This is a genomic window from Demequina silvatica (assembly GCF_000971215.1).
Classification (GTDB): Bacteria; Actinomycetota; Actinomycetes; order Actinomycetales; family Demequinaceae; genus Demequina; species Demequina silvatica.
In genome coordinates this window covers 17,351-42,669 of the sequence record NZ_BBMA01000008.1, presented here as the reverse complement: position 1 = coordinate 42,669, position 25,319 = coordinate 17,351, and the positions used below count along the sequence as shown (strand labels likewise).

The window sequence follows — 25,319 nt, the reverse complement described above, 5'->3', positions numbered from 1 at the left end:
CCTCGACGGCTGTCCTCCCCAGTCGTCACTACGTGACCGCCCCCGTGTACTTCTCGCCGGGCCCGTCTCCGGGCCGGTCCGGGATGGCCGAGGCCTCCCGGAACGCCAACTGTACGCTCCGCAACCCGTCCCGCAGGACGCGCGCGTGAGTGTCGCCGAGGTCGGGCGCGGCCGCCGTGACCAGTCCGGCGAGCGCGTTGATGATGGTCCGCGCCTCGTCCAGGTCCTTGAGCTCCTCGCCCTCCTCCGCGAGGCCGCACCGAAGCGCGGCCGCACTCAGGAGGTGAACGCTTACCGTCGTGATAAGTTCCACGGCGCCCACCTCGGCGATGTCGCGGGCGGCCTGGCCGGCCACCGCATCGTCCCCTGCGAAGGTGCCCCCCGCGGGGGTGTGCGCGGCGTCTTCAGGCGCGCCGGGACCTGTTGCCTGGTCATCACTGCTCATAGTTGCTATTCTTGTCCATCGACCGGTTGCGGCAGGTGCTGCAACACGCAAGTGGAGTCCACCTCCCACCCTAGGACCGCAAGGACCAGGGTCTCGGTTCCGGCGGCTGCCGTGAGGCATGCCGTGCGTTTCCGCGGTGGCCTCTGCTCGTGTTCGGGCAGGGGCCTTTTCCCATTTCTGGGGCGGGAACCGGCCGGGAGGTCGCACAGAGCAACGGTAAGGAGCCGCTATCAACGAGCCGCGCATCAACGAGCGCATCCGAGTCCCCGAGGTCCGCCTGGTCGGCCCGAAGGGTGAGCAGGTCGGCATCGTCCGCATCGAGGATGCCCTCCGTCTGGCGCAGGACGCCGAGCTCGACCTGGTCGAGGTGGCGCCCAACTCGCGTCCTCCCGTCGTCAAGCTCATGGACTACGGCAAGTTCAAGTACGAGGCTGCGGTCAAGGCGCGTGAGGCACGTCGCAACCAGGCGAACACCGAGATCAAGGAGATGCGGTTCCGCCTGAAGATCGACGAGCACGACTACGAGACCAAGAAGGGTCACGTGGTCCGGTTCCTCAAGGGTGGCGACAAGGTCAAGATCACCATCATGTTCCGTGGTCGCGAGCAGTCCCGCCCCGAGATGGGCCGCCGTCTGCTGATGAAGCTGGCGGAGGAGGTCCAGGAGTTCGCCGTCGTCGAGAACGCGCCGAACCAGGAGGGCCGCAACATGTCGCTGGTCCTGGGTCCGCTGAAGAAGAAGGCGGAGGCCAAGGAGGAGCAGCGCAAGGTGCGCGAGGAGCGCAAGGCCGCGGAGGCGGCGGCGCGCGACGAGCGCAAGGCGCCCCACCAGGCAGCCGAGACGGTCGCCGAGGAGTCGGCGGTCGAGGAGTCGGCAGCCGAGTAAGCGTCGCAGGACGCACACAGTCTTCGGGCGCCAGCCGCCCGTGAAACGTGCTGGGCTCCACCGGGCCTAGCCAGACCTAGAAGGAGAGGCAGCAATGCCCAAGAACAAGACCCACTCGGGTGCCAAGAAGCGCTTCAAGCTCACCGGCACCGGCAAGGTGAAGCACGCCTCGGCGATGAACGTGCACAAGTTCGAGGAGAAGCACTCCTCGCGCAAGCGCCGCGTGGCCCAGGACCAGATCCTGTCCGACGCCGACTCGAAGAAGATCAAGAAGCTGCTGGGCAAGTAAGCCCCGCCCCCACACACGTACCTTTAGGAGAACTGAAATGGCACGCGTCAAGCGGGCGGTCAACGCCCAGAAGAAGCGCCGGACCACCCTCGAGCGCGCCGCTGGTTACCGCGGCCAGCGTTCGCGCCTCTACCGGAAGGCGAAGGAGCAGGTCACCCACTCCCTCGTCTACTCGTACAACGACCGCCGCAAGCGCAAGGGCGACTTCCGCAAGCTCTGGATCCAGCGCATCAACGCTGCGGCCCGTGCGAACGGCATCACCTACAACCGCTTCATCCAGGGCCTCAAGGCCGCTGGCATCGAGGTGGACCGCCGCATGCTCGCCGAGCTCGCGGTGAACGACGAGGCCGCCTTCGCGACCCTCGTCGAGACCGCGAAGAAGGCCCTTCCGGCCGACGTCAACGCGCCCGCCGCGTAAGACGCCTTCCTTTCTCAAAGGAATCTCGCATGACGGAACGCCCCGCCGGGCCTGCTGACCTCACCGTGACGCTTTCGAATCCGAAGGCCGAACGGGTCAAGAGAGTCGCGGCACTGGCGGGGCGTTCCGCGCGTTCCCGGGCCGGCGCGATCCTGGTCGAGGGTCCGCAGGCGGTGCGCGAGGCGGTCCGCTTCGCCGCGCCCAGGGTCCGGGACGTCTACCTGTCGCCCGACGCGTCGCTGCGCTACCCCGAGATCGCGGGGGAGGCGCTCGCCGCCGGGCTGTACGTGCACCTGGGCACCGACGCGGTGCTCGACGCCATGAGCGCGGACGCGCAGGGCGTGGTCGCTGTGCTCGACTCCACCGGCACGTCGCTCGACGACGTGGTGGCGGCCGCGCCGCGCCTGGTCGCGGTGCTGTCGAACGTGCGTGACCCCGGCAACGCGGGCACGGTCATCCGTGTCGCGGACGCCGCGGGCGCCCAGGCCGTGGTGCTCGCCGGCGAGTCCGTGGACCCCGGCAACCCCAAGGTGATCCGCTCCACCGCGGGCTCGCTGTTCCACCTGCCGGTGGCGCGCGCGCCGCTCGCGGAGACCGTGGACGCCCTCCGCGCGGCCGGCCTTACCGTGCTCGCCGCGGACGGCTCCGGCGAGGACCTGCTGGGCGACGCGTCCGCGGGCGCGGGCGCCGGCGGCGAGGAGTCGCTCGCGGGACCCACCGCATGGGTGTTCGGCAACGAAGCCTGGGGACTGCGCGCCGAGGAGCTCGAGCTCATGGACGCCGTGGTGCGCATCCCCATCTACGGCCACGCCGAGAGCCTCAACCTCGGCACCGCCGCCGCGGTGTGCCTGTACGCCTCGGCGGCCGCGCAGCGCGACTGACGGCGCTGGACCCGCGCCGCTCCCGCACCTGGGTTTATTCCCGAGTCACCCTGTGACGAAGACCACCCGCCGATTCACCTGAAACGGCCTGGTGAGAAACGACAATAGGTACATGAGGTTCGGGATGATCAGGGGTCGCGCGACGCGTTCGCGCGGCATGGTCGTCGCCGTGTCCATCGTGGTCCTCACGCTGGTCGCCCTCATGGTGACCTCGATCCTCAACGCGGTGGTGGCGGATCGCACGCTCGAGGCCGCCAGCGCCGATTCGTACGCGTACGTGGGCGACCTCATGTCCGAGCGCGTCGCGACGTTCGCGGGCGCCGCCTCCGACGTGGTCGAGGGCACCGCCTCCGAGCTCGAGCGCCACGGCGGCGCCATGAGCGACGAGGACCTCCTGCGTGCCCTCACCGACCGCCTCGAGCGCGAGCCCGCCGTGGGCTCCATCTTCGTGGCCACCCCAGACGGGCACCTCACCGCGGTCGCGGGCGTCGAGCCCACCGGCCTCGCGGCCGCGGAGGACGGCGACGCCGCGTACACCCGCCTCCTCGTCACCCCCCAGGAGGGCGGCGGTTCGAGCCTGGTGACCACCCGCTACACCGAGGACCTCGAGGAGCTCGACACCACGGAGGCCGCCATCGAGTACTCCGTCATCGCCCGCGCCTGGTACCAGGACGCCCTCGCGAACGACGGCGTCACCTGGACCGAGCCGTACGTCTCCGCGCGCAACGGCGAGATCGTGGTGTCCCCGGTGACGTCGGTGACCGCGGACGGCGTGACCGCCGCAGTGGTGGGCGCGGACCTCGACCTCGACCTCCTGGGCGCGCTGCTTGAGGACATCCCGCTGGGCTCCGACGCGCGCGCGTTCATCCTCACCGGCGACGGCCGCGTGGTGGCCGCCCCCGCGGGTGCGCGCGAGGAGCTGCGCCGCATCCTCGGCACCACCGACTCCGCGCCCAGCGCCGCCGACTTCGACCTGCCGACCGTCGCGCCCACCGCGCTCGATCAGGCGGGCGAGGCCATCCGGGAGCGCGGCGACACCGTTAGCCTGGAGCGCGAGATGGACGCGGACACCGGCCTCGACTGGATCCTGCACCTCGAGGCCAGCGCGGAGGACCTCACGCCGTCCATCAACGACTTCCAGCGCACGGCCGTGTGGGTGACGTCGCTGTCGATCCTCATGGTGATCGTCGCCGCGGTGGTCGCGCTGCGCCTGTGGCGCCCGATCCGCACCCTGCGCGTGCGCGCCGCCACCGACGCCCTCACGGGCCTCGCGAACCGCTACGAGTACGCCCGCCGCCTGCGCGCCATGCTCCGCACCGCCGAGCAGAGCGGCGAGACCATCCTCCTCATCGCGCTCGACCTCGACGACTTCAAGCAGGTCAACGACGACCACGGCCACGACGCCGGAGACGTGGTCCTCGCCGCCGTCGGCGACTCGCTCCGCGCCTCCGTGCGGCAGCGCGACCTTGCCGCGCGCGTGGGCGGCGACGAGTTCGTGGTGGTGATGCGCGTGAGCGAGCGCGCCTCCGCGGTCGAGCTCGCCCGGCGCCTGCGCGACGACGTCGCCCTCGCGATCCTCGAGTCCTTCCACGGCGCGTCTGGAGTGGGCGCGACCGCCGGCTTCGCGACCACCGCGACCACCGGCTACGACGCCCACACGCTGCAGACCGCCGCCGACGACGCGCTGGTGGCGGGCAAGCGCGTCCGCAAGGGCCGCACGTACGCGTTCGGCCACGTCGCGGGCACGGCTGGTACCGCGGGCGACGGCGCACCCAGGGACGATGCGGGGGAGACCTCGCGCCCGGCTGATAGTCTCCCCGGGAACTGAGGAGGCCCCATGGAGAACACTCGCCGGCTCGACATCCCCGATGCGCGGGGCAAGGTCGAGGTCGACGGCGTCCTCGGGCTGCTCTACAAGATCCGCATCGACGGCGACGTGATCAAGCGCCGCAAGGGAGCGTGGGACATCCCGCTGCGCAAGGGCGGCTCCTCGAAGCTCACGTCGAACGGGCTGATCCCCGGCTTCCAGACGCTGCGTCTGGACGGCACCCCGATCCTCAAGATGGGCGCGCACGTCGAGCCCGCCGTCAAGGTCGCGATGTTCGCGCCGTTGCTCCTCATCCTGTGGAGCTTCGTGGGCGCGATCCTCGCGGTCATCATGTTCCTCACCAACGTGTTCCTGGTGAAGAACCCGCAGATGCCCATGGGCCTGCGACTGGCGCTGCCGATCATCAACACCGCGGTGATGGCGATGGTGCTCACGGCCCTGCAGGTCCCGAGCCCGCTGCTGTAGCCGGCGATGTCCCGCCGCCTCGCCGTCCGCAGCCCGTCCGACCCGCTGCCGTGGGCGTTCGGCGCGGTGATCGTGGGCCTGGTGGTGATCGGGCTCACCACCATCGGTGTGCGCGCGAGCGTGAGCGCCGACGCGGAGAACGCCGCTGTCCAGGGCGCGACCCTGGTGGGCGACGCGACCGCCGTGCAGCTGGAGGGCGCGACGCGCCCCGCGGAGGCCGCCGCGCGCGGCGTCGCCGCCTCGGTGGCCGCGGACCCCAGCATCCTCGCCGACACCGACCGCGTGCTCGACGAGCTCGGCCCGCTCATGGACGGGCAGGCCGCCATCGCCGCGATCACCGTGATCGGCGAGGACGGCACGGTGGTCGAGCTCGACCGCCGCAGCCCCGGCACCGTCCGCACGCCCGACGTGCCCGAGGCCGCCTGGCTCGATGCGGCACGCGAGTCCGGCACCGTGGTGTGGAGCGATCCGGAGCGCGCCCGCGACGTGGGTCGCACGGTGGTCCACGCGGCGCTCGCGGCCCGTGATCGCGACGGCGAGGCCGTCGCGGTGGTCGCGGTCCGGCTCGACGCGGGCATGTTCACCGGCGCGCTCAGCGGCTCGCCCGCGATGACGTACGGCGACGCGTCCGTGATCGGCTCCAACGGCGTCACGCTCGCGGGCGACCCCGCGCTCACGCTTCCGGACGATGCGGTGGTCGAGGCGGCGTCCGCCGGTACCGTCGCGATGGGTGACCCGGTGACGTACGCGCGCCCGGTGAGCGACAGCCTCCCGTGGACCCTCACTGTCGCTGTCGACGCCACCGCCGCGCTGCCGGCGGTCGCGTCCGTGGACCACACCATGGTGCTCTACACCGTGGTGATCGTGGTGGTGACGCTGATCATGAGCCTGGTCCTGTGGGCGCTCCGGCGCCCCGCGGGGGAGGTCTCCGTGCGCGCCCGCACCGACCCGCTCACCGGGCTGTCGAACCGCCACCACTTCGAGGTCCGCGGCAACGACGTGCTCCAGGCCGCACGCCGCCGTGACGGCCAGGTGGTGGTCGCCGTGTTCGACCTCGACAACTTCAAGTCCGTCAACGACGAGGCCGGCCATGAGGCCGGGGACGATGCGCTGCGTGCCGTCGCGGACGGCCTCGCCCGGGCGTCGGGCCCCCGGGACGTGGTGGGCCGCCTGGGAGGCGACGAGTTCGGCGCGGTCCTGTGGCTGAGCGCCGACGAGGACTCCGGATACGCGGTCGAGCGCTTGCGCACCAGCGCCCACATGACGCTCGAGCGCGCGGTGGGGGACCGCTTCGAGGTGGGGGACCGCTTCGAGGTGGGGGTGAGCGCCGGCTGGGCGGACACCGCCGACGGCGAGTACCGCCTGCCGGCGCTGGTGCGCGCCGCCGACGAGGCGATGGTCGGCGGGCGCCGCGGCGGCAAGGGAGTGTCCTACGAGGCGACCCGCCGCTGAGGCGGGCCGGACGCCCTACCCGGCCCGCGCATCGTCCTGCTACGGTGGCCGCATGACCACGAGCCAGGCCCGCATCACGCGTCGCGCCGCCGTGCGTCTGTTTCTCTAGGCCCGGGGAGAACCCCCGGGCCTGAACGCATGCCGCGCGCCCGCACCGTCCCGCGCGCGCCCGCTAGACTTCCCCCGGTTGTTTTCGAGGCTGTGAAGGGCCACCCATGACTGAACTCTCCCCGCTCGACGCCGCCGGCGTCGACGCCGCGGTCGCCGAGGCGCTGGCCGCCTTCGCCGCGGCATCCTCCCTGGACGATCTGAAGGAGGCCCGCCTCGCGCACACCGGCGACAAGGCGGCGCTGACGCTCGCGAACCGGCAGATCGGCGGGCTCTCGCCCGAGGAGAAGGCCGCCGCCGGCAAGGCGATGGGCGCCGCCCGCGCCGCGATGGGCCGCGCGCTCGCCGCGCGCACCGAGGAGCTCGAGGCCGAGCGCGACGCCCGCGTGCTGGTCGAGGAGGCCGTGGACGTCACGCTGCCCGTGTCGCGCCAGGCGCCAGGCGCTCGCCATCCGCTGGAGACCATGCAGGAGCGCATGTGCGACGTGTTCGTCTCCATGGGCTGGGAGGTTGCCGAGGGCCCCGAGATGGAGGCGGAGTGGTTCAACTTCGACGCCCTCAACTTCGACCCGGACCACCCGGCGCGGGAGATGCAGGACACGTTCTTCATCGACCCGCCGAGCTCGGGGCTGCTGATGCGCACGCACACCTCGCCGGTGCAGGTGCGCGCGGCGCTCGAGCGTCGCGACGCCCTCGAGAACGAGGGCCGCGGCATCTACGTGGTGTGCCCCGGAAAGACGTTCCGCACCGACGAGCTGGACGCGACCCACACCCCGGTGTTCCACCAGATCGAGGGCCTCGCGATCGATCGCGGTCTGACGATGGCTCACCTCAAGGGCACGCTCGACCACTTCGCGAAGTCGCTGTTCGGGCCGGACGCGGTGACGCGCCTGCGCCCGTCGTTCTTCCCGTTCACCGAACCCAGCGCGGAGATGGACCTGCGCTGCTTCGTGTGCGGCGGGTCCGACTCCGAGTGCCGCACGTGCCGCGGCACCGGTTGGATCGAGTGGGGCGGCTGCGGCATGACCCACCCCAACGTGCTCGTCGCGGCGGGGATCGACCCTGAGAAGTACACCGCGTTCGCATTCGGCATGGGGATCGAGCGCACCCTGATGTTCCGCCACAACGTCACCGACATGCGCGACATGGTCGAGGGCGATGTGCGCTTCTCTCAGCAGTTCGGGATGGAGATCTGATGCCCAAGATTCCGCTTAGCTGGCTCGCGGAGTCGGTCGCTCTGGTCGACGGCGCGACGCCCGAGGACATCGCCACGTCGCTCGCCCGCGTCGGGCTGGAGGAGGAGGGCATCCACGGCTCCGGCGTCGTCGGCCCGCTCGTGGTGGGTCGCGTCATGTCGCTGGTCAAGGAGGAGCAGTCCAACGGCAAGACCATCAACTACTGCCGCGTCGACGTCGGTGCGTTCAACGACCCCGAGGGTCCGGGCCACAAGCCCGACAACAAGGTCGACTACCCGTCCTCGAAGGGCATCGTGTGCGGCGCGCACAACTTCGTCGAGGGCGACTGGGTCGTGGTGGTGCTGCCGGGCGCGACGCTGCCCGGACCGTTCCCGATCTCGGGCCGCAAGACGTACGGTCACTGGTCCGACGGCATGATCTGCTCGGCGCGCGAGCTGGGCCTCGGCGAGGACCACTCGGGGATCATCGTGCTGACCGAGCTGGGGTTCTCCGCTTCGGATCTGGAGCCCGGCCAGGACGCGATCCCGCTGCTCGGCCTCGACCAGAAGACCATCGAGATCAACGTCACGCCCGACCGCGGCTACTCGTTCTCCATCCGCGGGGTGGCGCGCGAGTACGCTCACGCGACCGGCGCATCGTTCACCGATCCCGCTGGTATTCCGGTCACGGGGGCCGTCGGCGACGGCTTCGCCGTCGAAATCAGGGACGATGCGCCCGTGCGCGGGACGGTCGGGTGCGACCGGTTCGTGGCGAGGGTGGTGCGCGGGTTCGACCCCGCGGCGGCGTCGCCTGCGTGGATGAAGCAGCGGCTCGAGGCGGCCGGCATGCGGTCGATCTCGCTCGCCGTGGACGTCACCAACTACGTCATGCTCGAGCTGGGTCAGCCGCTGCACGCGTACGACCTCGCGACGCTCACCGCGCCCATCGTGGTGCGGCGCGCGCGTCCGGCGGAGTCGATCGTCACGCTGGACGACGCGACACGCGTGCTCGACGGCGAGGACCTGCTCATCACGGACTCTGATGGTGGGCACGGTGCTCGCGCGATCGGCATCGCCGGTGTCATGGGCGGCGCGCTGACCGAGGTCTCCGCGTCCACCACGGACGTGCTGCTCGAGGCGGCGCACTTCGACCCGATCACCATCGCGCGCACGGCGCGCCGTCACAAGCTCGGCTCGGAGGCGTCGCGACGCTTCGAGCGGGCGGTCGACACCGCGCTGCCCCCGGTGGCCGTGCAGCGTGCCGCGAACCTGCTCGTGGAGCACGGCGGCGGCGTGGTCGAGGAGATCTACACGGACGTCAACGACGTCGCACCCGTTCAGGCCATCGAGATGGACCGCGACTACCCGTCGCGGATCGTGGGCGTCGAGTACTCGGTCGAGGAGGTCACCGACTCGCTCGAGCAGGTGGGCTGCACGGTCGAGCGCGACGGCGAGGTGCTCATCGTGACGCCGCCGACGTGGCGCGCGGACCTCGAGGGCCCCATCAACCTGGTCGAGGAGGTCGCGCGCCTGCGCGGCTTCGAGAACCTGCCGTCCGTGCTGCCCGTCGCGCCTCCGGGGCGCGGGTACACGCACTCGCAGATCGTGCGGAAGTCGGTGGCACGGTCGCTGGCCGAGGCGGGCCTGACCCAGGTGCTCACGTACCCGTTCATCTCCGAGGCGCGCCTCGACGACTGCCTGCTGCCCGCCGATGATGTCCGCCGCGATGTCATCCGCCTCGCGAACCCGCTGTCCGCCGAGCAGCCGCTGCTGCGCACGGCGCTGGCGGAGACGCTGGTGGACGCGGTGCGCGTCAACCTGGGCCGCGGCGCGCAGGACGTCGCCGTGTACGAGACCGGCCGCGCGTACCTGGGCCGCCTGGTGGGTTCTGTGCCTGCCACTTATTCGGGTGACTCGATCACCCCGGACGACGTCGAGGCGCTCAACAAGGCGATCCCCGGCCAGGTTCGCCGCGTCGCGGGCGTCATGGCTGGCAACAAGATCGCCGCCGGCTGGGACGGCCACGCCACGCCGTGGAAGTGGACCGACGCGATGGCGATGGTCGAGAAGGTCGAGCGCGCGTGCGGCGTGGTGCTCGAGATCTCGAACGAGGCGGGGGAGCGCCAGTCGACTGCGCCGTTCCACCCGGGGCGCGTGGCGATCTACCGTCTCGACGGCGAGATCGTCGGCGGGGCGGGCGAGCTGCACCCGAAGGTGTGCGAGAACCTGGGCCTGCCCGCGCGGACGGTCGCGTTCGAGGTCGCGCTCGACCCTCTTATTGAGGAGTCGGAGGGCGTGCTGGTGACGGCGTCGCCCGTCTCCGGGCAGGTGCTGGCGAAGGAGGACTTCGCTTTCGTGGTGCCGTCTTCCGTGACCGCCGGTGCGCTGGTGGACGCCGTGATCGAGGCCGGGGATGGCCTGGTCGAGGACGCGCGCGTGTTCGACGTCTATACGGGCGAGCAGATCGGCGCGGGCAAGAAGTCCCTCGCCATCAACGTGAAGATGCGCGACGCGGACCACACGCTCACCGCTGAGGAGGTTCTCGCGGTGCGCGAGGCCATCATCGCGGCGGCAGGGGAGAAGTTCGGAGCAGTGCTCCGCTAACCAACCCATCCACCCCGCGCGAGTTGGCAGATGGTTGTCGGATTCCAGCGATCGCTGCTCGCCAGTGGTAGATCATCGTCGCGGCGGCCTGCAGGGAGACCTGCCGGCCGCCGCTTCTGCGTCTCGAGGTGAGACGGGTGCAGCGAAGGGCGTCCCCGTGTGTCCTGTTCCGCTCATTGCGTTGCACGGATCACCGCATCGGCGTCACCACCGCGCACCGCGCCTCCATAGACTGGGAGGACAGTCAGGAAGCGTGGATCTGTGACCAGTGCACCGGCACCTCCACACGGCGGGCACTCCCAAAGCCGCCGCGGGGGCCTTGCGCCGCCCCAGCTGCTCCGGGGCGAGGAATATGTCGCCGACGCGACCCAACGAGTCCACGACGCCAAGCGGCGCGTGCTGCTGACGACGTTGACCATCGCGCACGACCACCGCACGGATGACCTCATCGAGGCGCTCGTGTGGGCGGCGAGGCGCGGGGTCGAGGTCTCGGTCGCCGCCGATGTCTTCACCTACGCGGATGCCGCCGGCACGTTCCTCCCCACCGGATATCGGACCAAGGCGTGGCGCAAGTCCGACACGCTGGCCTCGAAGCTCATTCGCGAAGGCGTGCGGTTCACGTGGTTGGGACGCGAGAAGGGGCTTCCGTGGCGTGGCCGGACGCACACGAAGTTCTGCGTGGTGGACGACACGTCGTACGCGTTCGGCGGGGTGAACCTGGATCGCAAGGGCGTTGAGAACGCCGACTTCATGCTTCGCATCGCCGACGCGCGGCTCGCCGACGACCTGGAGGAGGTCTACCACCAGATTCAGCACATGAACGCGCACGAGCGAGGCCACGAGTCGCTCGAGTATCGATACGGCAGCGACCGGGTGCTGGTGGACGGCGGGATCCCCGGAGACTCGATCATCTACCGCCGGGCGGTGGCGCTGGCGCGGAAGTCCGAGCGGGTGCTGCTCGTGTCCCAATACTGCCCCACCGGGGAGCTCGGCAAGGTCATCAGCGCACGCGAGAACGAGCTCTGGTTCAACCCGCCGCGCAACGCCAGCCCTGCGAATCGCGTGCTCATCGCGTCCTCGATGATGTGGACCGGCCATCGTTCGATGTACACGAGGAACCGCTATCTGCATGCCAAGGCGATGGTCTTCTTCCGTGCAGATGGCGCGCGCGCGGCGATCACCGGCTCGCACAATTTCGTGGAGGGCGGCGTGCGCCTCGGCACACGCGAGATCGCCTTGGAGACCCACCGGCCCGACACGATCGATCAGATCCTGGACTTCCACGCGCGCCACGTCTGCGGCGACGGCGACACCCACGATTGAGCGCATCAGCGAGCAGGCGAGGGCGGTTCCGGGCCGCCACCAGCGACCCGGAACCGCACCGGTGATCGCTACTCGGTGCGAGGCTCCGCGCCGGGCCATCGGCCAGCGGCTACCTCGGCCTCGAAGTCCGCGCGCGTGACCCACGGCCGCTCCCAGACCTTGAGGTCCTCGAGCGCGGGGCATTCGCGCCAGTGCTCCGGCGGCACGTACGAGACCTTGCGGTCCATGATCTCGGCGAGGCCGTGAGTGTAGGCGCGGATGTGCGTGCGGTGGTGCGCGATGGCCTCGTGGGCGATCGCTCGCCACTCGTCGTGCATGCACCAGGTCTCGACCTGGTCGGGCGCGTCGAGCGGAGCGACGTAGACGCCCCGTTCGTGGGCGCCCACGATCCGCATGTCACGCGGCGGCCCGTCGCGCAGCGCGCGCTTGATCTGGATGATGTGGACGAGGTGTCCGCTTGCCGAGTACAGGCAGCGCGGACGCGTGGCATCAGCCATGGCTCTCTCCTTCAGAGAATCCGTTCTTCCGCGCGCCGGGCGGCGTGCGGCGGATCTTCCTCCAGGGGCACCGTGTCGGGACGCGGTTGCCAGCTGGCCGGCTGGAGGGCTTGTGGCCAGGCTTCGTGATCCAGCACCGACGGTACCAACGTCCCCCGACATCCGCCGGACCCGGCCGGACCAGGCGACACGCGCATCGTCCCTCGCTACGGTGGAGCAGCGCCCGCACCGCGGGCCCTCACCGACGAGGCAAGGAGCACCTCATGGACGTCAGCATCACCGCGGGACCAGCGTTCGCGATGGGCACGGTCACGCTGCCGCCGGGTGGCTCCGTCCGAGTCGAGGCGGGAGCGATGGCGATGACGCGGGGCGACATCCAGATCGAGACCTCGACCCGCGGCGGATTCATGAAGGGACTCAAGCGCTCGCTGGGCGGCGAGAGCTTCTTCGTCAACGACTTCCACTCCGGCAGCGGCGGCCAGGTGGGCGTCGCCTCCACCCTCCCGGGCGACATGGCTACGGTGACGCTCGACGGCACCACCGGGCTGATGGTGCAGTCAGGCTCATGGAGCGCATCCGACCCGAGCATCGACGTCGACTCGAAGTGGGGAGGCGGCAAGTCGTTCTTCAGCGGCGAGGGGCTCATCCTGCTGCGCTGCTCGGGCGCGGGCGACCTGCTGCTGTCCTCCTACGGCGCCATCCTTGCCACCGCGCTCCAGCCTGGCGAGACCATGACCCTCGACACCGGCCACGTGGTCGCGTTCGACGAGTCGGTCCAGTACAGCGTCCGCAAGGCGGGCAGCTGGAAGTCCACCATCCTCGGTGGCGAGGGCCTGGTGACCGACTTCACCGGCCCGGGCCGCGTGTGGCTGCAGACCCGCTCGACGAACGACCTGGTCGAGTGGATCAAGCGGGTCAACCCGCAGCGCAGCAGCTCGTAGGCAACCTCACCGGGGCTCGGCGTCCGAGCCGGCCGCCGCATCGTCCCCCTCGACCGTCACCCGCGGGATGCCGTGCGTGAACTGGCTCGCGCGCTCCTCGGCCTCGGCGGACCCGGTGAAGAGGCCGCCGTCGCCGGCGTGCTCCGCGGGCGCGGCGGCGCGACGGCCGCGCGGGGCGGGCGCGGCGGCCTCCGACACGAGCACCCTCTGCGCGGGCGCCGCGTCCGGCATCACCGACTGGATCCACAGCACCATGGCCTCGCGCACGAAGCAGCGGAGGTCGTACAGCGTGGGCGCGTCCTTCGCGGTCACCAGGATCCGGACGCGGACGTAGCCGCCCGTCGCCTCGGTCACCTGGAGCACGGACGCGCGGCCGTCGTACAGCGGCGTCTGCTCGAGCACCGTCTCGAGGTGCTCGCGCATGCGCTGCGGCGACACCCGCCAGTCGAGGTCGAACTCGACGGACCCGAGCAGCTCGGACCCCTGCCGGGTCCAGTTCTCGTAGGGCGTGGTGGTGAAGTAGGTGCAGGGGAGCACCAGGCGGCGGTCGTCCCACAGGTCGAGCACCACGTAGCTGAGCGTGATCTCGCCCACGCGGCCCCACTCGCCCTGGGCGACGATCACGTCGTCGACGCGCAACGCGTCGCTGAAGACCAGCTGGATGCCGGCGAACATGTTGCCCAGCACCGACTGCGCGGCGAGGCCAGCGACTATGGACGCGATGCCCGCCGAGGCCAGCACCGACGCCCCGACCGCGCGCACCGAGTCGAACGTGAACAGCGCCGCCCCGATGGCGATCACCACGATCAGCGCGATCGCGAGCCGCCTCACAATCAGGGTCTGGGTCCGCAGCCGTCGCGCGAGCCGGTTGTCGGGGATGTCGATCCGGTTGTGGTCGAGCGCCACGTCCGAGACGAACCTCACCACCGCGATGAGCAGCCACGCGAGGATCGCGATCGCCGCGATGGTGAACACCTGCGAGATCGCCGGCATCCAGTCGCTCCGCCGCAGCGACGCGTGCACCCCGAACCACAGCCCCAGCAGCAGCGCGAGGGCCCAGAACGGCCCGCGCACCTGCGCCACCAGCGCACCCGCCCACGCGTTGCGCCGCGCCACCACGCGCATCACCAGTTTGACCGCCAGCGCGATCACCACCGCCACGGCGACGCTCACCACCACCGTCATCCCGAGTCCGAGCCAGTCGTCCACGTCGAGCCTCCTTCCGGGTCAGTGCTCGCCCTCGACACTACGAAGGGGATGTTTCGCCGCGATGACGCCCGGCGCAGAGCGCGCGTGGAGATCGCTCAGACGTCGCCCAGCACGGCGGAGGCATCCGCGCGCAGGCGCGGCAGAGCATGGGAGACGGTGTCCCAGATGACGTCACGGTCGACGCGCCAGTACTCGTGGACGATCAGGTTCCGCTGTGCCTTGGGCGCAGCAGTCGGCACCGAGGGCAGTCTCGCGTAGGTGGCGTCGCTCAGTGCACCGAGGGCCTCGCCGACGATGGTCAGGCAGTACAGCACGGCATCGGATGTGCGTGGATCGTCGAGCGCCGCTCGGGAGCCGCCCACGTAGTCGTCGATCCGATCGCACGCGTCGATCACGTGGCGCAGCCGCTCGGCATCGCGAGGCGGCACCGGAGTCACAGGACCACCGACTCGGCGAGGATCGCGTCGCGCACGTCGAGCGGGATGCTGCCGACTGTGACCAGGTCGACGTCGCATGCCAACAGTTCAGCGAGCCGCCCGCGCAGCGCGGCCAGGTCGAACAGCGTCATGCCGGGCGCGGCGTCGACCCAGAAGTCGACGTCGGAGTCGGGGCCGTCCTCGGCCCGGGCAGTCGACCCGAAGACCCCGATCCGCAGCGCACCCAGCGACGTCGCGGCGTCCACGATCTCGCCGCGGCTGCGCAGCACATCGACGATGCGCGAGGCGCGCGGAGCGTCCGCCTCGAGGTAGCGCGTCAAGGCGTCCTCGACCACCGATGTGAACGTGGGCCGCCCCGGTTGGGCGGCGACGAACGCGGCGAGCCGCTGCTCCAGCTCGTCGGGCAGCGTCACGGTCGCGCGCCTCACCCTTGCGACGCTAGCACCAGATGGTGAGAGTGGTGAAGGGGTGTGGACGCCCAAGCCAGCCGCCGCATCGTCCCCAGTCACCAGGCACGATGCGCGGGCCGGGTCTAGCGTGAGCGGTGGAGGGGAGGTCCCACATGGCCGAGCGGCCCGCAGCACCCGCCCACACCCACGAGAAGCGCGAGCATTGGTCCGGACAGACCGCGTTCATCCTGGCCGCCATCGGCTCCGCCGTGGGGCTGGGGAACATCTGGCGGTTCCCCGGCCAGGCCTACGAGCATGGCGGCGGGGCGTTCATGATCCCGTACCTCATCGCGCTCGTGACGGCGGGCATCCCGATCCTGTTCCTGGAGCACGCGATCGGACACCGCTTCCGCGGATCCGCGCCGCTGGCGATGAAGCGCGTCCACAGGCACGCCGAGGGCGTGGGCTGGCTGCACGTCGCCATCTGCTTCGTGATCGGGCTGTACTACACGGCGATCATCGCGTGGGCGCTCAGCTACTTCTTCTTCAGCTTCGACCTGTCCTACGCGGACGATCCGGCTGGCTTCTTCACCGGCGACTATCTCCAGCTGGGGGAGGCCGGCACGTTCTCGATGTCGTTCGTTCCCAAGGTGATCATCCCGCTGGTGGCCGTGTGGCTGGTCACCATCGTGATCCTCGCGCTGGGCCTGCACACCGGCGTCGAGCGGCTCAACATCATCGGCATCCCGGTGCTGGTGGCGACCTTCACGGTGATCGTGGTGCGCGCGCTGTTCCTCGAGGGCGCGGGCGACGGCATCGAGGCGCTGTTCACGCCGGACTTCGCGGCGCTCAGCGATCCGCAGGTGTGGATCGCCGCGTACGGGCAGATCTTCTTCTCGCTGTCGCTGGCCTACGGGATCATGATCACGTACGCCTCGTACCGGCGCCGCCGGTCCAATCTCACGGCGCCGGGCCTGGTGGTCGCGTTCGGCAACAGCTCCTTCGAGCTGCTCGCGGGCATCGGGGTCTTCGCGACGCTGGGATTCCTCGCGAGCCAGCAGGGCGTCGGGGTGGGCGAGCTCGACGGCATCGCGGGGCCGTTCCTGTCCTTCGTGACGTTCCCCGCGACCATCGCGGAGATGCCCGGCGGCGCGTTCTTCGGCGCGCTGTTCTTCGCATCGCTGGTGCTCGCCGGCCTCACCTCGCTGGTCTCCGTGCTGCAGGTGGTGTCCTCGGCGCTGCAGGACAAGCTCAACCTCAAGCCCCGCACCGCGGCGCTCGCGGTGGGCGGCGTGAGCGCGGTGCTGTCGATCATCGGCTTCGGCACCACCACCGGGCTGTACCTGCTCGACACGGTGGACCAGTGGTCCAACCAGCTCGGGATCGTGGCCGGCGCCATCACCATGATCGCCGCGGCGGTGTGGATCGGGCGCCGCGGCCACGAGCTCGAGCGGCACCTCGCGGCAGTCTCGACGCTGCGGCCGGGCAAGGCGTGGCTGTGGCTGGTGAGCGCGGTCGCGCTGCTGCTCATCTACATGTTCGTCGAGAAGGCCGTCTCTCTCGCGATCGACGGCTACGGCGGCTATCCCACCTGGTACGTGGTGGTGTTCGGATGGGGGACGGTGCTGTTCCTCGCGCTCGTCGCGTGTCTGATGCCGCTCGCGAAGTGGCGGCGCGACATCGTCCGCTTCCATCCGTGGCCCACGCGTGAGCAGCTGAACCTGCCCGCCGACGTGGGGGAGAGGCACACCGAGGACTACGACCCGAGGAGCCCGTCATGAGCACGTCCGCGGTGGTGCTGCTGGTGGTGTCGATCGTGCTCGTGTGGGGCGGCCTCGCGGTGTCGATCATCGTGCTCGCGCGGCGGCCGGAGAACGACCACATGCCTCCGGGCGGCGAGGACACCGTGGTGCCCGACGAGGTCGAGCGGCACCCGCGCGACCTCTAGCACGGCCCACGGCCGCGGGGACGATGCGCGGGCCGGCTCAGGCGCCGTAGTCGCCCAGGTGCGAGTCGAGCATCCAGTCGGCGTCCGCCGTCCGGGACAGGAGCGCCTGGTCCCCGTCGGGGATCAGCAGGTAGTCGTGGAGGATCTCGCCGACCTGGTCCGCGTCGTCCCACGTCACGTCGACGGTGAGCCAGCGCCCGTCGACCAGCACCTTGTTCCACGCGTGCGCGCCCGAGGTGAGCCCCCCGTCCGCGAAGCCGGTCACCGCGACCGCGTCGAGGCCGGCGGCGTCAGCCATCGCGAGGAACGCCTGCGCGTAGCCGCCGCACACGGCGGTGCCCTCGACCAGGATCCCGTACGCCTCCTGCGACCGGTCGACGATCGCGGAGTCCTCGCCGCGATCGATGGCGGCCGCCGCGGCGTGGTCGTACGTCGCGACGGAGGCGACGTAGTCGTGGATGAGGGAGACCTTCTCCGCGGCCGTCGTCGCCGAGGCGGCGCCCGACGCCGCGAGCCCGACCTGCACGGCGTCCGCGGTCTCGACCCGGCGCCGCTCCGCCTCGTCGGCGGGGTAGATGTAGGTCGGCTGGACCGTGACGCGCGCGCCCAGGGTGGTGGTGGTCCACCCGGAGACGAACACGTACGGGTTCTGGGTCGCCGCCTCGAGGAGCGCGTCGCTGAGCAGCGCGTCGCCGTCGGGGCCCACCCAGTAGCCCACCGCGATCGACTCCTCCTGGGTGATCATCCCGGCCGCGAGGTGGCGCACCAGGTCGCTCGAGCCGTGGACGGGGTACGCGACCGTCGCGTCGGCGGGCGGGGTGGCGCTTTCCGGCTCGGCGAGGCCCGCGAGCGCGTCGACGGCGGCGGTCGCCGGATCAACACCCTCGGGGATGAGTCCCACGCGGTACGCGAAGCCGGAGACCGCCAGCAGCGTCGCGAGCACCACCACGGTGGTGGTCCAGAACCGGCGCGCGCCGGTCCGGCGCGCGGACCGCGACGGACGCGTCGGCTGGTCGGGCAGCGTCCAGCTCCGCGCGGGAGCGGAGTAGGCGGCCGGGGTGACGCCGCGCTCGACCCGCGTGTGGCGGTTGCGGACCCTGCTGGTCCAGCGTGCACCGTCCCAGTAGCGCTCGAGGTCCGTCTCGCTCGGGTCGGGCAGCCATCCGGACGCCGGCATGCCCGGTGCCCGGCGCTCCTCGCGGCGCACCGGCTCCGGATGCCACTCGGTCGGATCGAACCCCACGCCAACCCCCAGCCCGGAACGGCCCCCGCCGCTCCGAGCGCGAACCTACCAGGAGCGACGTGCTGGAGGGTCGATCGTGACGGATCTCACTGGCGGACCGACCACGGTCTACCACTGTGAGGACGCGACCTCGCAGAAGCGACCAAGGTCTACCAACTGTCGGGGTGGCGGCGGATCCGCGGAGTTCACCCCTCCACGGCCTGGGCCGCGTCCACGACCTCGCCGACCAGCCGCTCGATGACGTCCTCGAGCATCGCCGCGCCCAGCACCTCGCCGTCCGCAGCGCGCACCAGCGCGAGGTGCGTGCCACGCGACTGCATCGCGGTGAGCGCCTCCTCGAGCGATGCGTCGGGGGAGATGTCCGTGAGCGGGCGCACCGCGTCGGCGGGCACCGGCTTGGTGGCGCCGCCGCGCGGCACCTGCGCGAAGTCCTTGAGGTGGAGGTAGCCGACCCACTCGCCGGAGCCGTCCACCATCGGGAAGCGCGAGTAGCCGGTGCGCACGCACTCCTTCTGCGCGCGCTGCGGCGTCACGTCCACGGGCAGCGTCACCAGCTCTTCGACGGGCGTCATGACGTCGCGCACGGTCTCGAAGCTGAGCGTGAGCGATCCGGTGAGCACGCGGTGCTCGTGCTCGTCGAGCAGGCCCTCGGAACGGGACTCCGCGAGGAAGCCCTCGACCTCCTCGGCACGGAACGTCGACGTGACCTCGTCCTGAGGCTCCACCTTGAGCAGGCGCAGCACCAGGTTGGCGGTCATGTTGAGCAGCCAGATGAGCGGCTTGAGCACCCACACGATCCCGTACAGGACCGGGCCGAGCGCGATCGCGGACCTCTCGGGCCCCGCGATCGCGATGTTCTTCGGCACCATCTCGCCCAGCACCATGTGGAGGTAGACCACGATCACCAGGGCGATGGTGAACGCGATGCCGTGCACCCACGCGCCGGTGATCCCGATCGCCTCGAGCGGGACCTCGAGCAGGTGCGCGATCGCGGGCTCCGCGATCGCGCCCAGGCCCAGCGAGCAGGCGGTGATGCCCAGCTGCGCGCCGGCCATCATGAGCGACACGTGCTCCATGGCGCGCAGGGTGATGCGTGCGCCCCAGGATCCGGCCGCGGCGCGCGGCTCGATCTGGGTGCGGCGCGCGGAGATGAGCGCGAACTCGGCGCCAACGAAGAAGGCGTTGCCGATCAGCAGCGCGACGGCGATGAGGAGGGCGGTGTAGTCGTTCATCGGTCCGCCCCCTCGGGCTCATAGGTCTCGGGGTCCGGCGAGACGTCGACCACCTCGACCAGCACGCGGTCCACGCGGTGCCCGTCGAGGCGGGTCACGCGCACACGCGCGGTCACGGGCACGGGGATGCCGTCGTCGTCGCGACGGGCCTCATCCCGGGCATCCAGAGACACCACGTCGCCTACCTCGGGGAAGCGCTCGAGCAGCTCCGTGAGCAGGCCGCCCAGCGTGTCGGACTCGCGGGCCTCGGGCAGCTCGAGGCCCATGACCTCGCCCGCCTCGTCGGGGCGCAGCAGGCCGGACAGCGACCAGCGGCCGTCGCGCAGGCGGCGGTGACGGCTGACGGGACGGTCCTGCTCGTCCTCGATCTCGCCCACGATCTCCTCGACCAGGTCCTCGAGGGTGACCACGCCGTCGGTGCCGCCGTACTCGTCGACCACCACCGCGACCTGGGAGCCCGAGCGCAGCGCGGAAAGCACCGCGCTCAGCGGCATGGTCGACGGCACCGACTCGACGGGCAGCGCGATCTCGGCCACCGTGGTGGTGCGACGCGCCCGTGCCGGCACCGCGAGGGCGCGCTTGAAGTGCGCGACGCCCACGATCTGGTCGACGTCCTCGCCGGTGACGGGGAAGCGGGCGTGACCCGTGCGGGAGGCGAGCTCCAGGACCTCGGTGACCGGCGCATCGTGCCCCACGAAGTGGACGCGCGTGCGCGGCGTCATCGCGTCGGAGGCGGTGCGCTCGCCCATCTCGGCGGCGCGCGCGAGGCGCTGCGCGACGCGCGGCTCGAGCGTGCCCTGCTCGGCGGAGCGCTCCGCGATGGACTGCAGCTCGCGCGCGGACCGCGCGGACGCGAGCTCCTCGCGCGGCTCGATGCCGAACGCGCGCACGATCCGGTTGGCGGACCCGTTGAGCACGCGGATCAGCGGCCCGGCGAACCAGGTGAAGCCGCGCATCGCGCCCGCGACCGCGCGACCGATGCGCAGGGGCTCCGCGATCGCCCAGTTCTTGGGCACCAGCTCGCCGAACACCATCTGGGTGCCGGTGGCCAGGATGAACGCGAGCGTCAGCGCGACGCCCAGCGAGGACTCCTCGGGCAGGCCCGCGGCCTCGAGCGGCACGCGCAGCAGCGTCGCGATCGACGGCTCGGCGATGAAGCCGACCATGAGCGATGTCACGGTGATGCCGAGCTGCGCGCCCGACAGCTCGGTGGACAGCTTCCGCAGGCCCTTCTGGAGGGAGGCCGCCCGGCGGTCGCCCGCGGCGGCCTCGCGGTCTACGGTGGGGCGGTCGACCGTGACGAAGGCGAACTCGGCGGCGACGAACAGCGCGTTCGCGGCGATGAGCAGCAGCGCGAGCAGGAGGAGCAGCCAGGCCTCGGTCACGGGCGGGCTCCCTCACGCGAGGGGTGGACGGGGGCTGGCGCCGGCTGCGGGTCGGTGACCTCGCGCCGGCGCTCGGGACTATGGCCGTCGGACATGGCGTCGATTGTAGACGAGCGTCAGCCGCGGAACGCCGCCATCTGCGTGTCGGTCATCCAGTCCGAATCCTCTGCGCGCGTGGAGAGGATCGGATCGCCCGACCCCAGCAGCAGGTAGTCGTCGGCGGCGTACGCGCCCGCGTCGTCCCACGTGATGTCGACCAGCCGCCACGCGCCGTCGACCTTCACCTTGTTCCATGCGTGCGAGCCGCCGAACTGCCCCGCCGAGTCCGAGCCCGTCACCTCGATCGCCTCGAGCCCCGCCAGGTGCGCCATCGCCAGGAACGCCTTCGCGTAGCCGCCGCACACCGCGTAGCCGTCCACGAGGATGCTGTAGGCCTCCTGCGAGTGGGAGACGCGGTCCGAGGAGGTGCCGGCCTCGATCTCCAGCGCGGCCGCGTCGTCGTACTCGGCGACGGCCGCGATGTAGCCGTAGATCCGCTCGACCTTGGTCGCCGCGTCAGGAGCGTCCGCGACGCCCGCCGCGTCGAGCCCGGCGCGGGCCGCGGAGACCGTGACCGCGCGCCGGCGCTCCGCCTCCTCGGCGTCGTAGGTGTAGTGGGGGATGAGCTCGACGTGTCCCGGCCGCCGGTACGCGCTGGTGCTCTCGACGTAGAGGTACGGGTTCTGGGTGAGCGCCTCCGCGTACGCGTCCCACACCGCGTCGAGGTCGTCGTTGAGCCCGACCCACTCCGTCACCTCGATGCTGCGCGTCTGCGCCATGAGCTCGCGCTCGAAGTGCCGCACCAGGTCGGTGCTGCCGAGGATCGGGTAGCCGTCCGCGGGCGCCTCGGCGGAGAGGGACGATGCGGCGGGCAGCTCGTACGCCGGCGCCCGGTCCGCGCGGAATGCCTCGGCCAAGGAGACCAGGTCGCCCCAGCTCCACGCGACGGAGGCGCCGACGATCACGAGCACGAGCGGCCACATCCGGCGGCGGTGCGTCGGGGCGGGATGCGCGGGCCGGTAGACCGGTACCTCGACGGACTCCGCGAGGGGCGGAGGCTCGGGAGGAGCCGCCGGCGGCGGGGCGGTCGACCTCCCGGGCACCACCACGTACGGCTCGGGCTCCCACGCCTGCGGCATCGTCACCCCCCGTGTCGGCCGTGCGTCCCCACGGACGCTACCACCGCATCGTCCCTGATGGGCGGGCGGAATGCCGCCCGCGGTCACGCGCCCAGCCCGCCATCATGCATAATGATGCATAGCGATGCATGGCCCGCAACGGGAGCCCGCCGGATGGCGGCCCCGAGGGAGTCCCCACCCCGGACCCGCGGCGTCATGCGCCCTCACACCCTCGAAGGAGCACCCATGCGCACGCCTGCCCTGGTCGCGATCGCCGCGATCTCCGCCGTCTCCCTGTCCGCCTGCACGTACGCGTCGCAGGAGACCGGCTCGGCTGCGAACACGAGCGCCGACGCCACCGTCGCCGCGGAGTCCGACCCGACCGCGGTCGCCGTCAACGAGGAGGCCGCCGCGCTGCTGCCCGCCGACGTCGCCGACCGCGGCACGCTCCGCGTCGCGATGGAGACCACCTACGCGCCCGCCGAGTACCTCGACGTGGACGGCCAGACGCCGATCGGCTACGACGTCGACATCTCCGAGGCGATCGCCGCCGCGCTGGGCCTCGACGCCCAGGTCGAGTCCGCCGCGTTCGACTCGATCATCCCCGCGATCGGCACCAAGTACGACGCCGGCATCAGCTCCTTCACCATCACGCCCGAGCGCGTCGAGGTCGCCGACATGATCAGCTACCTCTCCGTGGGCGAGGCCTACGCGGTGCAGGCGGGCAACCCCGCGGGCATCGACGCCGCCGACCTGTGCGGCGCGACCGTGGCCGTCCAGACCGGCACGATCCAGCAGGACGAGGCCAACCAGATGGCCGCCGACTGCGCCGATGCCGGCTCCGCCGAGCTCACCGTTCTCAACTACGACTCGCAGGCCGACGCCGCCACCAACGTGGTGGGCGGCAAGGCCGACGTGCTCTTCGCGGACTCGCCGATCATCGGCTACGCCGTCACCCAGACCGGCGGCCAGCTCGAGCAGCTGGGCGACGCCTTCGCGACCGCGTCGCAGGGGATCGTGACCGCGCAGGGCTCCGACGTGACCGCCGCGGTCGCCGCCGCCCTGCAGGGCCTCATGGACGATGGCACGCTGAAGGCGATCCTCGACGCGTGGGGCGCCTCCGACGGCATGCTCACCGACGCCGAGGTCAACCCGGCCTCCTGACCGGAGCCGCCGGCGCATCGTCCCCTCCCACGGAAGGGACGATGCGCCGGCCGCCTCGCGTACGACACCTGGAGAGAGCGATGAGCGAGTCCCACGACCCGGTCCCCAACCGCATCCACGCGCGGCCCGTGCCGCGGCCCGGCCGGTGGATCGCCGCGGCGATCCTCGCCGTGCTGGCGGCGATGGCGCTGCATGGCCTGATCACGAACCCGAACTTCCACTGGGACGTGTTCTTCACGTACGTCCGCGACGTCACGGTGATCCGCGGCGTCGGCTGGACGCTCGTGCTCACGTTCGGGTCGATGCTGATCGGCGTGGTGCTGGCGGTGCTGCTCGCGATCATGCGGCGCTCGGACAACCCGGTGCTGCGCTCGGTGAGCTGGTTCTACATCTGGCTGTTCCGCGGCACCCCGATCTATACGCAGCTGGTGTTCTGGGGCCTCATCTCGGTGCTCTACCCGAAGCTCAGCCTGGGTGTCCCGTTCGGGCCCGAGTTCCTCACGTTCGACACGGCGACCGTCATCACGGCGTTCTGGGCGGCGCTGCTGGGCCTGGGCCTCAACGAGGCGGCATACCTCGCCGAGATCGTGCGCGCGGGCCTCGGGTCCGTCGACAAGGGTCAGGAGGAGGCCGCCCGGGCGCTCGGGATGAAGGAGGCGACCATCCTCAGGCGGATCGTGATCCCGCAGGCCATGCGCGTGATCGTGCCGCCGACCGGCAACGAGACCATCTCGATGCTCAAGACCACGTCGCTGGTGCTCGCCGTGCCGTTCACGCTCGACCTCACGTTCGCCACCAACGCGATCGGCAACCGCATCTTCATGCCGATCCCGCTGCTGGTGGTGAGCGCGTTCTGGTACCTGCTCATCACGTCGATCCTCATGGTGGGTCAGCACTACCTCGAGCGGTACTACGGCCGCGGCTCGGGCTCCGAGCGGCCCTCGCGCGGCGGGCCCGGCCCGCGCCGCTTCCGCCGCCAGGCAGCCATCAAGGCGGCCGGCACGTCCAAGGACGACCCCTTCCTGGAGGTGACCCCGTGACCGGTCCCGCGACCCCCATGGTCGAGGTGCGCGAGGCGCACAAGATGTTCGGCTCGCTGCACGTGCTGCGCGGGGTGGACCTCACCGTCCAGCCCGGCGAGGTGTGCGTGGTGCTCGGGCCGTCCGGTTCGGGCAAGTCGACGCTGCTGCGCTGCCTCAACGAGCTCGAGGAGCTCACCGGCGGCTCCGTGCGGCTCGACGGCGAGCTGCTGGGCTACCGGGAGGACGCGTCGGGCAGGCTACACCGCCTGCACCCCACCGCGATCGCACGGCAGCGCTCGCGCATCGGCATGGTCTTCCAGCGCTTCCACCTGTTCCCGCACATGACGGCCCTCGAGAACGTCATGGAGGCGCAGGTCCAGGTGCTCAAGCGGTCCAAGTCCGCCGCGCGCGCCAAGGCGGTCGAGCTGCTCGAGCGCGTCGGGCTGTCCGGCCGCATGGACCACTACCCGGCCCAGCTGTCCGGAGGCCAGCAGCAGCGCGTGGCGATCGCCCGCGCGCTCGCGATGGACCCCGAGATCATGCTGTTCGACGAGCCCACGTCCGCGCTCGACCCCGAGCTGGTCGGGGAGGTCCTCGCGGTGATGAAGGACCTCGCGGCGGGCGGCATGACCATGGTGGTGGTGACCCACGAGATCGGGTTCGCCCGCGAGGTCGCCGACCACGTGGTCTTCATGGACGAGGGCGTGGTGGTCGAGGAGGGCGTGCCCGCCCAGGTGCTCGACGCCCCGCAGCAGGAGCGCACCAAGGACTTCCTCTCGCACGTGCTCTAGCGGCGTGGCCCCCACAAGTGGGGGTACCGGCGTG

25 protein-coding genes and 1 riboswitch are annotated in these 25,319 nt (G+C 71.2%); of the genes, 16 read left to right on the top strand and 9 right to left on the bottom strand.

Features of this window, described 5'->3' with window-relative positions; genetic code table 11:
* Window positions 1-28 precede the first annotated feature (28 nt).
* Window positions 29-445 (bottom strand): DUF1844 domain-containing protein, encoded by a 417-nt coding sequence (locus AOM05_RS11475; protein WP_228373283.1) that lies wholly within the window; start codon window positions 443-445, stop codon window positions 29-31.
* 229 nt (window positions 446-674) lie between these two features.
* Here AOM05_RS11475 and infC point away from each other — a divergent pair, with 229 nt between their 5' ends.
* The 10 genes from infC to AOM05_RS11425 all read left to right on the top strand — a co-directional run bounded on the left by infC (window position 675) and on the right by AOM05_RS11425 (window position 11,870).
* The gene (gene infC, locus AOM05_RS11470; RefSeq protein WP_062522372.1) at window positions 675-1,328 is read left to right on the top strand and encodes a translation initiation factor IF-3; all 654 of its coding nucleotides are present in this window, start codon (window positions 675-677) and stop codon (window positions 1,326-1,328) included.
* Window positions 1,329-1,422: 94 nt separating this feature from the next.
* Window positions 1,423-1,617: a 50S ribosomal protein L35 gene (gene rpmI, locus AOM05_RS11465; RefSeq protein WP_062294442.1), complete on the top strand. Its 195-nt coding sequence runs from the start codon at window positions 1,423-1,425 to the stop codon at window positions 1,615-1,617.
* Between the two features lie 37 nt (window positions 1,618-1,654).
* Window positions 1,655-2,035 (top strand): 50S ribosomal protein L20, encoded by a 381-nt coding sequence (rplT, locus tag AOM05_RS11460; RefSeq protein WP_062294445.1) that lies wholly within the window; start codon window positions 1,655-1,657, stop codon window positions 2,033-2,035.
* Between the two features lie 29 nt (window positions 2,036-2,064).
* Window positions 2,065-2,916 (top strand): TrmH family RNA methyltransferase, encoded by an 852-nt coding sequence (locus AOM05_RS11455; RefSeq protein WP_062522371.1) that lies wholly within the window; start codon window positions 2,065-2,067, stop codon window positions 2,914-2,916.
* 112 nt (window positions 2,917-3,028) lie between these two features.
* Window positions 3,029-4,744: a diguanylate cyclase gene (locus AOM05_RS11450; RefSeq protein WP_062522369.1), complete on the top strand. Its 1,716-nt coding sequence runs from the start codon at window positions 3,029-3,031 to the stop codon at window positions 4,742-4,744.
* Window positions 4,745-4,753: 9 nt separating this feature from the next.
* On the top strand, window positions 4,754-5,209 hold the full coding sequence (locus tag AOM05_RS11445) for a hypothetical protein (protein WP_062522367.1): 456 nt from the start codon (window positions 4,754-4,756) through the stop codon (window positions 5,207-5,209).
* Between the two features lie 6 nt (window positions 5,210-5,215).
* Complete coding sequence (locus AOM05_RS14640) at window positions 5,216-6,661, top strand: GGDEF domain-containing protein (RefSeq protein ID WP_062522364.1); 1,446 nt, start codon at window positions 5,216-5,218, stop codon at window positions 6,659-6,661.
* 215 nt (window positions 6,662-6,876) lie between these two features.
* Window positions 6,877-7,965 (top strand): phenylalanine--tRNA ligase subunit alpha, encoded by a 1,089-nt coding sequence (pheS, locus tag AOM05_RS11435; protein ID WP_062522362.1) that lies wholly within the window; start codon window positions 6,877-6,879, stop codon window positions 7,963-7,965.
* On the top strand, window positions 7,965-10,547 hold the full coding sequence (gene pheT, locus AOM05_RS11430) for a phenylalanine--tRNA ligase subunit beta (protein WP_062522360.1): 2,583 nt from the start codon (window positions 7,965-7,967) through the stop codon (window positions 10,545-10,547). Before pheS ends, pheT begins: the two co-directional genes overlap by 1 nt.
* Window positions 10,548-10,808: 261 nt before the next feature.
* Window positions 10,809-11,870, top strand: coding sequence for a phospholipase D-like domain-containing protein (locus AOM05_RS11425; protein WP_082097483.1), 1,062 nt, complete (start codon window positions 10,809-10,811; stop codon window positions 11,868-11,870).
* A gap of 68 nt (window positions 11,871-11,938) precedes the next feature.
* Here the strand turns inward: AOM05_RS11425 and AOM05_RS11420 are convergent, their stop codons facing one another.
* Window positions 11,939-12,367: a hypothetical protein gene (locus AOM05_RS11420; protein WP_062522356.1), complete on the bottom strand. Its 429-nt coding sequence runs from the start codon at window positions 12,365-12,367 to the stop codon at window positions 11,939-11,941.
* 17 nt (window positions 12,368-12,384) lie between these two features.
* Window positions 12,385-12,498: riboswitch (SAM riboswitch) on the bottom strand.
* Window positions 12,499-12,630: 132 nt separating this feature from the next.
* Between AOM05_RS11420 and AOM05_RS11415 the strand changes: the two genes are divergently transcribed.
* Complete coding sequence (locus AOM05_RS11415) at window positions 12,631-13,308, top strand: TIGR00266 family protein (RefSeq protein ID WP_062522354.1); 678 nt, start codon at window positions 12,631-12,633, stop codon at window positions 13,306-13,308.
* A 6-nt stretch (window positions 13,309-13,314) separates the two neighbouring features.
* Here the strand turns inward: AOM05_RS11415 and AOM05_RS11410 are convergent, their stop codons facing one another.
* The 3 genes from AOM05_RS11410 to AOM05_RS11400 form a co-directional block, all read right to left on the bottom strand.
* The gene (locus AOM05_RS11410; RefSeq protein WP_228373282.1) at window positions 13,315-14,517 is read right to left on the bottom strand and encodes a mechanosensitive ion channel family protein; all 1,203 of its coding nucleotides are present in this window, start codon (window positions 14,515-14,517) and stop codon (window positions 13,315-13,317) included.
* Between the two features lie 95 nt (window positions 14,518-14,612).
* On the bottom strand, window positions 14,613-14,954 hold the full coding sequence (locus AOM05_RS11405; protein ID WP_062522353.1) for a HepT-like ribonuclease domain-containing protein: 342 nt from the start codon (window positions 14,952-14,954) through the stop codon (window positions 14,613-14,615).
* On the bottom strand, window positions 14,951-15,382 hold the full coding sequence (locus AOM05_RS11400) for a nucleotidyltransferase family protein (RefSeq protein ID WP_062522352.1): 432 nt from the start codon (window positions 15,380-15,382) through the stop codon (window positions 14,951-14,953). The genes AOM05_RS11405 and AOM05_RS11400 overlap by 4 nt, the downstream gene beginning before the upstream one ends.
* Window positions 15,383-15,516: 134 nt before the next feature.
* Here AOM05_RS11400 and AOM05_RS11395 point away from each other — a divergent pair, with 134 nt between their 5' ends.
* Entirely contained in the window at window positions 15,517-17,124 is a 1,608-nt protein-coding gene (locus tag AOM05_RS11395) for a sodium-dependent transporter (protein ID WP_082097480.1), read from the top strand.
* On the top strand, window positions 17,121-17,291 hold the full coding sequence (locus AOM05_RS14020) for a methionine/alanine import family NSS transporter small subunit (RefSeq protein ID WP_082097479.1): 171 nt from the start codon (window positions 17,121-17,123) through the stop codon (window positions 17,289-17,291). Before AOM05_RS11395 ends, AOM05_RS14020 begins: the two co-directional genes overlap by 4 nt.
* A gap of 37 nt (window positions 17,292-17,328) precedes the next feature.
* Here the strand turns inward: AOM05_RS14020 and AOM05_RS11390 are convergent, their stop codons facing one another.
* The 4 genes from AOM05_RS11390 to AOM05_RS11375 all read right to left on the bottom strand — a co-directional run bounded on the left by AOM05_RS11390 (window position 17,329) and on the right by AOM05_RS11375 (window position 22,329).
* On the bottom strand, window positions 17,329-18,534 hold the full coding sequence (locus tag AOM05_RS11390) for a DUF2510 domain-containing protein (protein ID WP_062522350.1): 1,206 nt from the start codon (window positions 18,532-18,534) through the stop codon (window positions 17,329-17,331).
* Between the two features lie 185 nt (window positions 18,535-18,719).
* Window positions 18,720-19,766: a hemolysin family protein gene (locus tag AOM05_RS11385; RefSeq protein ID WP_062522348.1), complete on the bottom strand. Its 1,047-nt coding sequence runs from the start codon at window positions 19,764-19,766 to the stop codon at window positions 18,720-18,722.
* Window positions 19,763-21,151 (bottom strand): hemolysin family protein, encoded by a 1,389-nt coding sequence (locus AOM05_RS11380; protein ID WP_062522346.1) that lies wholly within the window; start codon window positions 21,149-21,151, stop codon window positions 19,763-19,765. The genes AOM05_RS11385 and AOM05_RS11380 overlap by 4 nt, the downstream gene beginning before the upstream one ends.
* A 116-nt stretch (window positions 21,152-21,267) precedes the next feature.
* Complete coding sequence (locus AOM05_RS11375) at window positions 21,268-22,329, bottom strand: transglutaminase domain-containing protein (RefSeq protein WP_156165163.1); 1,062 nt, start codon at window positions 22,327-22,329, stop codon at window positions 21,268-21,270.
* A gap of 225 nt (window positions 22,330-22,554) precedes the next feature.
* Here AOM05_RS11375 and AOM05_RS11370 point away from each other — a divergent pair, with 225 nt between their 5' ends.
* The 3 genes from AOM05_RS11370 (at window position 22,555) to AOM05_RS11360 (ending at window position 25,285) form a co-directional block, all read left to right on the top strand.
* Window positions 22,555-23,472 carry an ABC transporter substrate-binding protein gene (locus AOM05_RS11370; RefSeq protein ID WP_062522342.1) on the top strand — a complete coding sequence of 306 codons (918 nt, stop codon included), beginning with the start codon at window positions 22,555-22,557 and terminating at the stop codon, window positions 23,470-23,472.
* A gap of 80 nt (window positions 23,473-23,552) precedes the next feature.
* Complete coding sequence (locus tag AOM05_RS11365; RefSeq protein ID WP_062522340.1) at window positions 23,553-24,512, top strand: amino acid ABC transporter permease; 960 nt, start codon at window positions 23,553-23,555, stop codon at window positions 24,510-24,512.
* A 17-nt stretch (window positions 24,513-24,529) separates the two neighbouring features.
* Window positions 24,530-25,285, top strand: a complete 756-nt coding sequence (locus tag AOM05_RS11360) for an amino acid ABC transporter ATP-binding protein (RefSeq protein WP_062522508.1) — start codon at window positions 24,530-24,532, stop codon at window positions 25,283-25,285.
* Window positions 25,286-25,319: the final 34 nt, after the last annotated feature.

Coding starts and splice junctions, on each gene's coding strand:
- AOM05_RS11475 (WP_228373283.1), bottom strand. CDS start 445: ATGAGCAGTGATGACCAGGCAACAGGTCCCGGCGCGCCTGAAGACGCC.
- rpmI (WP_062294442.1), top strand. CDS start 1,423: ATGCCCAAGAACAAGACCCACTCGGGTGCCAAGAAGCGCTTCAAGCTC.
- rplT (WP_062294445.1), top strand. CDS start 1,655: ATGGCACGCGTCAAGCGGGCGGTCAACGCCCAGAAGAAGCGCCGGACC.
- AOM05_RS11455 (WP_062522371.1), top strand. CDS start 2,065: ATGACGGAACGCCCCGCCGGGCCTGCTGACCTCACCGTGACGCTTTCG.
- AOM05_RS11450 (WP_062522369.1), top strand. CDS start 3,029: ATGAGGTTCGGGATGATCAGGGGTCGCGCGACGCGTTCGCGCGGCATG.
- AOM05_RS11445 (WP_062522367.1), top strand. CDS start 4,754: ATGGAGAACACTCGCCGGCTCGACATCCCCGATGCGCGGGGCAAGGTC.
- AOM05_RS14640 (WP_062522364.1), top strand. CDS start 5,216: ATGTCCCGCCGCCTCGCCGTCCGCAGCCCGTCCGACCCGCTGCCGTGG.
- pheS (WP_062522362.1), top strand. CDS start 6,877: ATGACTGAACTCTCCCCGCTCGACGCCGCCGGCGTCGACGCCGCGGTC.
- pheT (WP_062522360.1), top strand. CDS start 7,965: ATGCCCAAGATTCCGCTTAGCTGGCTCGCGGAGTCGGTCGCTCTGGTC.
- AOM05_RS11420 (WP_062522356.1), bottom strand. CDS start 12,367: ATGGCTGATGCCACGCGTCCGCGCTGCCTGTACTCGGCAAGCGGACAC.
- AOM05_RS11415 (WP_062522354.1), top strand. CDS start 12,631: ATGGACGTCAGCATCACCGCGGGACCAGCGTTCGCGATGGGCACGGTC.
- AOM05_RS11395 (WP_082097480.1), top strand. CDS start 15,517: ATGGCCGAGCGGCCCGCAGCACCCGCCCACACCCACGAGAAGCGCGAG.
- AOM05_RS14020 (WP_082097479.1), top strand. CDS start 17,121: ATGAGCACGTCCGCGGTGGTGCTGCTGGTGGTGTCGATCGTGCTCGTG.
- AOM05_RS11385 (WP_062522348.1), bottom strand. CDS start 19,766: ATGAACGACTACACCGCCCTCCTCATCGCCGTCGCGCTGCTGATCGGC.
- AOM05_RS11375 (WP_156165163.1), bottom strand. CDS start 22,329: ATGCCGCAGGCGTGGGAGCCCGAGCCGTACGTGGTGGTGCCCGGGAGG.
- AOM05_RS11370 (WP_062522342.1), top strand. CDS start 22,555: ATGCGCACGCCTGCCCTGGTCGCGATCGCCGCGATCTCCGCCGTCTCC.
- AOM05_RS11365 (WP_062522340.1), top strand. CDS start 23,553: ATGAGCGAGTCCCACGACCCGGTCCCCAACCGCATCCACGCGCGGCCC.
- AOM05_RS11360 (WP_062522508.1), top strand. CDS start 24,530: ATGGTCGAGGTGCGCGAGGCGCACAAGATGTTCGGCTCGCTGCACGTG.